10 protein-coding genes are annotated in these 8,762 nt (G+C 70.9%); 2 read left to right on the top strand and 8 right to left on the bottom strand.

The annotated features are described in order from the left end of the window. The 6 genes from AC6LJ5_RS21380 to norR all read right to left on the bottom strand — a co-directional run. The coding region (locus AC6LJ5_RS21380) for a hypothetical protein (protein ID WP_498141537.1) at window positions 1-339 on the bottom strand (339 nt) is incomplete at its 3' end. Between the two features lie 138 nt (window positions 340-477). After that, entirely contained in the window at window positions 478-1,467 is a 990-nt protein-coding gene (locus AC6LJ5_RS21375; RefSeq protein WP_498141536.1) for a FecR family protein, read from the bottom strand. Window positions 1,468-1,570: 103 nt separating this feature from the next. Then, entirely contained in the window at window positions 1,571-2,146 is a 576-nt protein-coding gene (locus tag AC6LJ5_RS21370; RefSeq protein WP_498141535.1) for an RNA polymerase sigma factor, read from the bottom strand. After that, window positions 2,143-2,787, bottom strand: coding sequence for an STN domain-containing protein (locus tag AC6LJ5_RS21365; protein WP_498141534.1), 645 nt, complete (start codon window positions 2,785-2,787; stop codon window positions 2,143-2,145). Before AC6LJ5_RS21365 ends, AC6LJ5_RS21370 begins: the two co-directional genes overlap by 4 nt. Before the next feature lie 201 nt (window positions 2,788-2,988). Beyond that, window positions 2,989-3,312 carry a 7(1) septoil knot domain-containing protein gene (locus tag AC6LJ5_RS21360; RefSeq protein WP_498141533.1) on the bottom strand — a complete coding sequence of 108 codons (324 nt, stop codon included), beginning with the start codon at window positions 3,310-3,312 and terminating at the stop codon, window positions 2,989-2,991. A 26-nt stretch (window positions 3,313-3,338) separates the two neighbouring features. Then, window positions 3,339-4,871, bottom strand: a complete 1,533-nt coding sequence (gene norR / locus AC6LJ5_RS21355) for a nitric oxide reductase transcriptional regulator NorR (RefSeq protein WP_498141532.1) — start codon at window positions 4,869-4,871, stop codon at window positions 3,339-3,341. A gap of 155 nt (window positions 4,872-5,026) precedes the next feature. Here norR and ytfE point away from each other — a divergent pair, with 155 nt between their 5' ends. Then, window positions 5,027-5,740, top strand: coding sequence for an iron-sulfur cluster repair protein YtfE (gene ytfE, locus AC6LJ5_RS21350; protein WP_498141531.1), 714 nt, complete (start codon window positions 5,027-5,029; stop codon window positions 5,738-5,740). Between the two features lie 91 nt (window positions 5,741-5,831). Further along, window positions 5,832-6,749, top strand: a complete 918-nt coding sequence (locus tag AC6LJ5_RS21345) for a DUF808 domain-containing protein (RefSeq protein ID WP_498141530.1) — start codon at window positions 5,832-5,834, stop codon at window positions 6,747-6,749. Here the strand turns inward: AC6LJ5_RS21345 and AC6LJ5_RS21340 are convergent. Together AC6LJ5_RS21340 and kce are read right to left on the bottom strand one after the other, a co-directional pair. Continuing rightward, complete coding sequence (locus AC6LJ5_RS21340; protein ID WP_498141529.1) at window positions 6,733-7,797, bottom strand: SMP-30/gluconolactonase/LRE family protein; 1,065 nt, start codon at window positions 7,795-7,797, stop codon at window positions 6,733-6,735. The two genes, AC6LJ5_RS21345 and AC6LJ5_RS21340, sit on opposite strands and share 17 nt — an antisense overlap. 28 nt (window positions 7,798-7,825) lie before the next feature. After that, on the bottom strand, window positions 7,826-8,752 hold the full coding sequence (gene kce / locus AC6LJ5_RS21335; RefSeq protein WP_103273026.1) for a 3,5-dioxohexanoate:acetyl-CoA acetone transferase: 927 nt from the start codon (window positions 8,750-8,752) through the stop codon (window positions 7,826-7,828). Window positions 8,753-8,762 lie beyond the last annotated feature (10 nt).

The following is an 8,762-nucleotide window of genomic DNA, read 5'->3' as shown; positions in this document are numbered from 1 at the left end:
GGCGGCCTGCGCCGCCTGTTGCGCGGCCACGGCCGCCGCCGTGCGGTTCAGGTTGTCGAGCGAGCGCTGCAGCTGCTGGCGCGACTGCGCCTGCTGCTGGCTGGCGTTGCCGACGCCGGCCAGGCTGCCGTCCGGCAGGCGGCCCGAGCGCTGCACGGCCGATTGCGCCGCGCCCTTGTCGGCGAACCAGCCGGGGCTGAAGGCCCGCGATTGCGCCTGCGCCGCGCCCGCCGCGCCGCCGGCGATCAGCAGCGCGGCCACCGCCTGGGAAACCGGCGTGCGCCGCCAGGCGCGAGGGGAGGAGGAAGGACGGACGGAAGGCGCTTGAAACGTGGGCATGGCGTCGTTCTGGTATGTCGATGAGGGGCGCCGCCGGGGCCGGCTTACTCATCTAGTCGAACGGCGCGCGGGGACTCGGCACAACAATCCCCATGAAATTTTTATGACATGCGCAATCCGGACCGCGCGCCATCCGTCTCAGCTAAGGAAGACCAGATCGCCCACGCGCCGCACTTGCGCGCCGTACAGTTGCTGGATCTGGGCGATGGCCTGGTCCAGGTCCTGCACCTCGTAGCGGGCGCTCAGGCGGCGCCGCGCCAAATCTCCATTCATCAGCACCACGCGCCCCGGGCGGTAGCGGTTGATCTCGTCGATCGCCTGCTCCAGCGGCAGGTCATGGAAGCTGACCACGCCCGCGCGCCAGTCCGAGGGCCGCGCCGGCAGCGGCGCGGGGGCGTCCAGGGCATCGTCGTCGTAGGCGATCTGCATGCCGGCCGCGAGCCGCAGCGCGCCTTGCGGATGGCGCACTTCGAGCTGCCCGGCGTTGCAGCGCAGCTGCACCTGCTGGCCGCGCAGCCGGCGGATCTCGATATCGCCGTCGGCCAGCAACAGGCGCGCCGCGCCGGCTTTCACCAGGCAAGGCTGGTCGCGCCGGGCCTGGATCGCCGCCTCGCCGGCCACCAGCTCGATCTCCGGCCGGCCGTCGCGGGTGGCGACGTTCAGGCTGGTCTGCGTGTTCAGCGCCAGCGTCAGTTGCTGCGCGTCCAGCGCATAGTGGCGCTGCTCGCCGGTGGCGGTCCGGTAATCCGCCTGCATTTCGGCATAGGACGGCCACAGGCCCAGCGGCGGTCGCAGCAGCCCCACGGCCGCCAGGCTGGCGAAGGCGCCGGCGCCGCCGGCCAGCAGCCAGCGCCGCCGGGGCGAGAATGGCGCCTGCGCCCGGCGGTCCGGGCGCGCCTGGGCGGGGCGCTCGGCCGCATAGGCTTGCACCACGCCGCCCAGCTCGCGCCAGGCGCGGCTGGCTTGCGCCCAGGCGCGCTGGTGCGCCGGGCTCTGGCCGCGCCAGGCCTTGAAGGCTTCGCCGTCCTGGACGGTGGGCGACCCCGCGCCCAGGACGCGCGCCCAGGCGTGTGCCTCGCGTTCGATCGCGTCGTCGTCGGGAGAGCCGGGGCGGTGTGCGGTGTTCATGGGCGGGTTCGGGCGGCGCGGGCGGAAGCGCCGTTCTCTTGCTTAGACGTTTGGGCGACGGCAAAAAGGCACGCCAAACGCGCGAAATACACACTTGCTTGCATTATTTCTTCGCTCGCTGTCCGCGCCGGCCCGGTTCGACGGGCGGCTGGCCGGGCGTGGAGACGTCCTGCGCCCGCCGCATCGCGCGCAGGCAGTGCTCGTGCGCGGTCTGCAGTTCGCGTCCGACCAGCCGCAGCGAAATGCCCCAGCGTTGCGCCAGTTCGGGCCGCGACAAGCCGTCGACGCGCGCCGCCACCAGGATGTCGCGCTGGCGCGGCGTCAGCATGTCCAGCGCCTTGAACATGCCTTGCATGTCCGAACGCGACTGGGCGATCTCGGCCGGGCCAGGGGTCTCGTCCTCCAGCTCGAAGAATTCGCTGACCTCGCTCTCGCTGAGCAGGCGGGTGTCCTGGCGGATGCGGTCGATGGCCGCGTGCACGGCGGTGTTGACCAGGTAGGTCTGCGGATGGCGCACGCCGTCCAGGTCGTCGCGCGCGGACAGGCGCAGATAGGCGTCGTGCAGCGCGTCGCCGGCCAGGTCGGAGGCGCCGCCCAGGCGCCGCGAGACCTGGTTCCTGAGCGCGTCGTAGCGCTCCGCGATCAGCCGCCTCAGCGCGGCCAGCCCCGCTCCGCTCATCGTGCGCAGGCCTCGCGTCCGTTGGCCGAGGGCAGGATCAGCAGCGTGGCGGGCAGGCCGAAGCCGGGCGGCGGCGCGCCCATCGGCAGCCCGGCCAGCGCGTTGCGCAGGCCGGGCTCCATGTCCGGACGTCCGTCCGCGTGGACCTGCACGCCGTCAATGGCGTGGGAGGCGTCCAGCGTGATCCGCAAGGCGGCGCGGTATTCGCCCACGCGCAGCGCCGGGCGCGCGCACAGGGCCGACAGCACGCGCGCCTGGATCTGGCCGTAGTAGCGCAGGCGGGTGGCGTCCGGCGCGGCCTTGGGCGCGGGCAGGGGCCGCAGCATCAGTGCGCGCGGGGTGGTGTAGATGGCTTGCAGGCCGCTGCCGGCCAGCAGCTTTTGCAGCGCGTCGCGCGAGCTGTAGCGGCCCGACAGGGCGGGCGCGGTCTTGTCGGCCACATGGCCGGCGTCGTAGAGCACCGAGTCGCCGGTCAGCTCGCTGTAGCGCTGCAGGGCGTCATGCAGCGGCTGGCGCGGCCAGTCGAAGGCATGGACGGGATCCGGCTGGGCCTGCGCGGCCGACAGCGCGGCGCCCAGCAGGCCGGCGGCCAGCATCAGCGGCAGGCGCTTCACGCCGCGGGACACGCGGACGTCGGACACGGCGCAAGGGGCAGGGCAGCGGGGAGCTTCATACGCGCGGGCACCCGGCGCGGGCGGCCGGCAGACGGGAAGGGAGCCGCAATGGTAGGGCGCGAAGATGAAGCTTTGGTTGCAGTCAGATGACGGCAGGCGCGGCGGCCGTCATCTGGCGCGGATGCCGACGCTGCTGGGGCGCTGGCGGGGAGCGCGGGCGGCGCCCGATCAGCGCATGCCGGGAAAGGCCGTCACCCAGGAAACCTTGATGTCGCCAAAGGCGCGCACGATCTGGACCTTGAAGTCCGGGAAGGCGGTGACGATCTCCCATTTGCCGCAGCTGCTGGCGAAGGCGCGCACGCGCTCGACGCGGATGTCCTCGAAGGCGTTCACGACCTCGATCTTGATGTCGGGAAAGGCGTCGACGATCTGGACCTTGCCGCGCAGCGGGATGCCCTTGTAGGTGCAATTGGCCTTGTCGAGGTCGCCGGCCTGCGCCAGGGCGGGCGCGGCGAGCAGGCAGAGGGCGAGGCGGATCAGCGTTCTTTTCATGGGGCAGGGATGGTAGCGCGCGGCCCTCAGCCCTTCAAGCCCAGCCGGCGCGCCAGCTTGTGCAGGTTGCTGGGGTCCACCTCCAACACGCGGGCGGCCGCGGCCCAGTTGCCGTCGTGCGCTTGCAGCGCCAGCCGGACGTGCTGGCGCTGGCAGGCGTCCACGGCGTCGCGCAAGGCAGGCAGCGCGCCGTCCGGCGTCGTGGCGGGCGGCGCGTCCGGCGCCGGCGCGAGGGGACGCAGGTCGGCGCCGGACAGGTCCAGCAGGCCGGCCTCCAGCGTGACGATGTGGTTGCGGTTGGCGCCCCGGCTCACCGCCTTGATGGCGGCGCGGCTGATGACATGCTCCAGCTCGCGCACATTGCCCGGCCAGCGGTAGCGGCGCAGCGCCTCTTCGGCGTCCAGCGCCAGCCGCAGGCTGCGCAGGCCCAGCCGGGCGCGGTTCTGTTCCAGGTAGCGGCCGGCCAGCAGCAGCACGTCGTTGCCGCGCTCGCGCAGCGGCGGGATGGCGATGGGATAGACCGACAGCCGGTGGTACAGGTCGGCGCGGAAGTCACCGTCGCGCACCAGGTCCTTCAGGCTGCGGTTGGTGGCGGCCACGATGCGCACGTCCACGCGCCGGGGACGGTCGTCGCCCAGGCGCTGGATCTCGCCGTTCTGCAGCGCGCGCAGCAGCTTGGCCTGCACCAGCAGCGGCAGTTCGCCGACTTCGTCCAGGAACAGGGTGCCGCCGTTGGCGGCCTCGAAGCGGCCGGGCCGGTCGGCCACCGCGCCCGAGAACGCGCCCTTGGCGTGGCCGAACAGCTCGCTCTCGGCCAGCGACTCGGGCAGGGCGGCGCAGTTCACGTGCACCAGCGGCTTGGCGCGGCGTCGCGACAGCCGGTGCACGCGGTGCGCGAACAGTTCCTTGCCCACGCCGGTCTCTCCCAGCAGCAGGATGGGCAGTTCCGAGTCCGCCACCACGTCGATCTCGTGCAGCAGGCGGGCGATGGGCTCGCTCTGGCCCAGGATCTCGTGGTTGTCGGCGGGCGCGCCGTCGGCCCGGGACTGGCCCCGCGTCAGGCGCAGCGCGCGCGTCTCGGCCTCCAGCCGCGTGGTGCGCAGCGCCGCTTCCACCAGCATGATCAGCTCGCGCAATTCGGACTGGGCCTCGGAGCCGAAGGTGCCGACCTCCAGCGCGTCCAGCGTCAGCACGCCCCAGGGCTGGCCCTCGACATGCAGGCTGGTGCCCATGCAGTCGTGCACCGGCAGGGGCTCGCCGGCCATGCCGTTGATCAGGCCGTCGTAGGGGTCGGGCAGGGTGCTGTCGTGATGGAAGCAGGTGACGCCCCGGCGCGCCAGGATGGCGGCCAGCCGGGGATGCTGCTGCACCGCGAAGCGCCGGCCCAGCGCGTCCTGGGTCAGGCCGTCCACGGCCACGGGGCGCAGATGGTCTTCCTCCAGTTGCAACAGGGCCACGGCGCCGCAGGAGAAGTGCGCGCGCACGCTGGAGACGAGCCGTTGCAGGCGTACGGCGGGGGGCAGATCGACGACCAGGTCGGCCAGGAGCAGGTTTTGCATGGCGGGGTGATTTGTACCGTTCAGGGTTCCATTTACCCGCATCGGGCAGGGTCATGGCTACCCTTGGAATCGCAAGTGCTTGATCCGGCTCAAACTTTTTGCTGGCACGGAATTCGCTTTGGAAGAAGCACCGTCACGTACCTTGGAGAGACGCAATGAGTTTGGTCGAGCAATCCCTGGGCCAGCTGGCCCGCAGCATCCCTGGCGCCACGCAGGTGTTTCACGAATACGAGCTGGATTTCTGCTGTGGCGGCAAGAAAAGCCTGGCCGATGCCGCCGCCGAGCGGGCGCTGGACGCCCGCCGCATCGAGGCGCGCCTGATGGAGCTGGCGCGGCAGCCGTCCGACATGCCCGACTGGAACGCGGCCAGCCCCGCCGATCTGATCGATTACATCCTGGCGCGCTACCACGAGGTGCATCGTCAGCAGCTGCCCGAGCTGATCCGGCTGTCGCTGAAGGTGGAGCAGGTGCACGCCGACAGCCCGGACTGCCCCACCGGGCTGGCCGAGCACCTGCGCACCATGAGCCAGGAGCTGGAGAGCCACATGCAGAAGGAAGAGCAGGTGCTGTTCCCGCTGCTGGCGCGCGGCCATGGCGCGATGGCGGCCATGCCCATCACGGTGATGCGCATGGAGCACGACGATCACGGCGTGGCGCTGGAACGGCTGCTGGCGCTGACGAACAACATCACGCTGCCGCGCGCCGCCTGCAATACCTGGCGCGCGCTCTACCTGGGGCTGCGCGCCTTCAAGGAAGACCTGATGGCGCATATCCACATGGAGAACAACATCCTGTTCGAGAACGCCATGGCGCCCGCCGCGCCCGTCGCGACGGCCAGCGCGCCGGCGGGGGGCTGCTGCGCAGGCTGAATCCGGCGCGCGTCGCGAGGGCCACGGGCCGGCGGCGCCGGCCCGCGCCGCCTGTACACTCGGGAAACCTCATTCCTGGCGGGGACCCCCGATGGCCGGCAGCAGCTTCTTCGCATTGTTCGACGATATCGCCACCATCCTGGACGACGTCTCCGTCCTGACCAAGGTGGCGGCCAAGAAGACCGCCGGCGTGCTGGGCGACGACCTGGCGCTGAACGCGCAGCAGGTCAGCGGCGTGCCGGTCAACCGGGAACTGCCGGTGGTCTGGGCGGTGGCCAAGGGCTCCTTCGTCAACAAGCTGATCCTGGTGCCGGCGGCGCTGCTGATCAGCGCCTTCGCGCCCTGGGCGGTGACGCCGCTGCTGATGGTGGGCGGCGCCTTCCTGTGCTTCGAGGGCGTGGAGAAGCTGGCCCACAAGTTCCTGCCGCACGGCGACACCGCCGAGGGCAACCACGCCGCGCGCGCCGAGGCCTTGCAGGACGCGTCGGTGGACATGGTGGCGTTCGAGCGCGACAAGATCAAGGGCGCCATACGCACCGATTTCATCCTGTCGGCCGAGATCATCGCCATCACCCTGGGCGCGGTGGCCGAGGCCGATTTCGTCCGCCAGGTGCTGGTGCTGTCCGGCATCGCCATCGCCATGACTATCGGCGTCTACGGGCTGGTGGCCGGCATCGTCAAGCTGGACGACCTGGGGCTGTACTTGAGCCAGAAGCGCTCGCGCGCCGTCGCCTGGATGGGCGAGCGCATCGTGGGCGCGGCGCCCTGGCTGATGAAGGCGCTGTCCGTGGCCGGCACCGCCGCCATGTTCATGGTCGGCGGCGCCATCCTGACCCACGGCATCGCGCCGGTGGGGCAGGCCATCGCGCAGGCGGCCGCCGCCGTGGGCGGCGGATTGACGGGCGGATTGGCGACCACGCTGCTGGACGCCTTGTTCGGCGTGGCCGCCGGCGCGGTCGTGCTGGGCGCCGTCGGCCTGGCCAGGCGGCTGTTCAAGCGCGGCGGCTGATTCCTGGGCGCCAATGCGCCATCGGCAAGCCCGCGATGGGCGAGTCGAAGCAGGGAATGCGCGTGCCGAACAGGCTGCCCAGATACACGGTGCGCAGGTCCGGGCCGCCGAAGGTGATGCTGGCCATCCACGGCGCGATGGCGCCGCGCGCGCGCTGCATGTCCTCGCTGCGCAGCGTGCCCGCGTCGAAGCGCCGCATCAGGTTGGCGCTGGCCTCGGCGTCGCCGTCGTCCAGCAGCAAACGCATGTCGCCCTGGGGCGTGAGCGCGATAAGCCGGTCCACCATGATCAGCGTGGCCCACAGATTGCCGTGCGCGTCGAACGCGATGCCGTCGGGCAGGCCGCCCAGGTGGGCGGGGCCGAAGATCTCGCGGTCGACCAGCCTGACTTCGCCTGGCCGGGACTCGTCCAGCCGCATGCGGGTGATGCGCGGGCCGGTGGTTTCCACGATGTACAGCCATTGCTCGCGGGCGTCGAGCCGGATTTCGTTGGTGAAGTGAAATCCGTCGGCCACCACGCGGATGCGGCCATCTTCGAGCACCGCGACGTAGCCGTCGCGCACGCGGTCGGCCAGCGCCCGGGTCCATGGGTTCACCCGCGTCGAGACGGTGAGCCAGACGCGGTCCCTGGTATCGCGCAGCACGAAATTGACCTTGCCGATGGGCTGGCCGTCGATGTTGTCGATCAGCGTGCGGGTGTGCCCGTCGCGGTCCATGATTTCCAGCCGGTCGGTGCCGAAGTTGGAGATCAGGATGCTGCCGTCGGCGGCGAAGGCCAGGCCGTTGGGCAGCGTGCCTTGCGTATAGCGGGCCTGCACGGCAGCGCCGGCGTCGTCGGCGCCGTCGCCAAAGCGCGTGTCCGCGCGCTGGCCGATGTAGCGCTGCGAGCCGTCGGGCGCGATGCGGGTGACGCCGCCGCGCGCGTCGGCGGCCCACAGCGTGCCGTCGGGCTCGGCCAGGATGCACTCGGGACGCTGCAGTTCGCGGCCGACGTAGCGGATGGTCGAGGGATCGACGGTGTATCCGTCCAGGGGATTGGACGCTGCCATGCGCGGGCTCCTTGTTGCGCGGCCGGTATCAGAAGGCGACGTTGGCGCGGCCCTTGAGCTGCAGGATCTGGCGGGCCTCGTCGGGCGTGGCGATCTCCATGCCCAGCTCGGTCAGGATGCGGCGGATCTTGGCGACTTGCTCGGCGTTCGACGTGGCGAGCTGGCCGCGTCCCAGGAACAGGTTGTCCTCCAGGCCCACGCGCACGTTGGCGCCCATCACCGCGCCCATGGTCACGAAGGGCATCTGCTGCCTGCCGGCGGCGAACAGCGACCAGACGTAGTCCTTGCCGAACAGGCGGTCCGCCGTCTGCTTCATCAGCAGCACGTTCTCCGGATCGGCGCCGATGCCGCCCATCACCCCGAACACCGACTGGATCAGGAACGGCGGCTTGACCAGGCCCTGCTCGACGAAGTAGGCCAGGTTGTAGAGGTGGCCGATGTCATAGCACTCGAATTCGAAGCGGGTGCCGTGCGTCTTGCCCAGCGTTTCGAGGATGTAGCGGATGTCGCGGAAGGTATTGCGGAAGATGCCGTCCTCGGTGGCCTGCAGATAGGGCACTTCCCAATCGTGCTTCCACTGACGTGGTTTCTCGGCCATGCGGAACATGGCGAAATTGATCGAACCCATGTTCAGCGAGGCCATTTCCGAGGACGCGCGCAGCGCGCCCGCCAGGCGCTGCTCCAGCGTCATCGTCACGCTGCCGCCGGTGGTGATGTTGAGCACGGCGTCGGTCTGCTCGGCGATGCGCGGCAGGAACTGCATGTACACGTCGGCCGATGGCGAGGGGCTGCCGTCGGCCGGATTGCGCGCGTGCAGGTGGATGATGGCCGCGCCGGCCTGCGCGGCGGCGATGCTCTGCGCGGCGATCTCCTCGGGCGTGCAGGGCAGGTAGGGCGACATGGTGGGCGTGTGGACCGAGCCGGTGATGGCGCAGCTGATGATGGTCTTGGTCATGGCGGGTGCT

The organism is Achromobacter sp. 1011791174 (assembly GCF_059760925.1).
Note: the sequence above shows the minus strand (reverse complement) of the source record. Positions and strands in the feature narration are given on the sequence as shown.

Coding starts and splice junctions, on each gene's coding strand:
- AC6LJ5_RS21375 (WP_498141536.1), bottom strand. CDS start 1,467: ATGAACACCGCACACCGCCCCGGCTCTCCCGACGACGACGCGATCGAA.
- AC6LJ5_RS21370 (WP_498141535.1), bottom strand. CDS start 2,146: ATGAGCGGAGCGGGGCTGGCCGCGCTGAGGCGGCTGATCGCGGAGCGC.
- AC6LJ5_RS21360 (WP_498141533.1), bottom strand. CDS start 3,312: ATGAAAAGAACGCTGATCCGCCTCGCCCTCTGCCTGCTCGCCGCGCCC.
- norR (WP_498141532.1), bottom strand. CDS start 4,871: ATGCAAAACCTGCTCCTGGCCGACCTGGTCGTCGATCTGCCCCCCGCC.
- ytfE (WP_498141531.1), top strand. CDS start 5,027: ATGAGTTTGGTCGAGCAATCCCTGGGCCAGCTGGCCCGCAGCATCCCT.
- AC6LJ5_RS21345 (WP_498141530.1), top strand. CDS start 5,832: ATGGCCGGCAGCAGCTTCTTCGCATTGTTCGACGATATCGCCACCATC.
- AC6LJ5_RS21340 (WP_498141529.1), bottom strand. CDS start 7,797: ATGGCAGCGTCCAATCCCCTGGACGGATACACCGTCGATCCCTCGACC.
- kce (WP_103273026.1), bottom strand. CDS start 8,752: ATGACCAAGACCATCATCAGCTGCGCCATCACCGGCTCGGTCCACACG.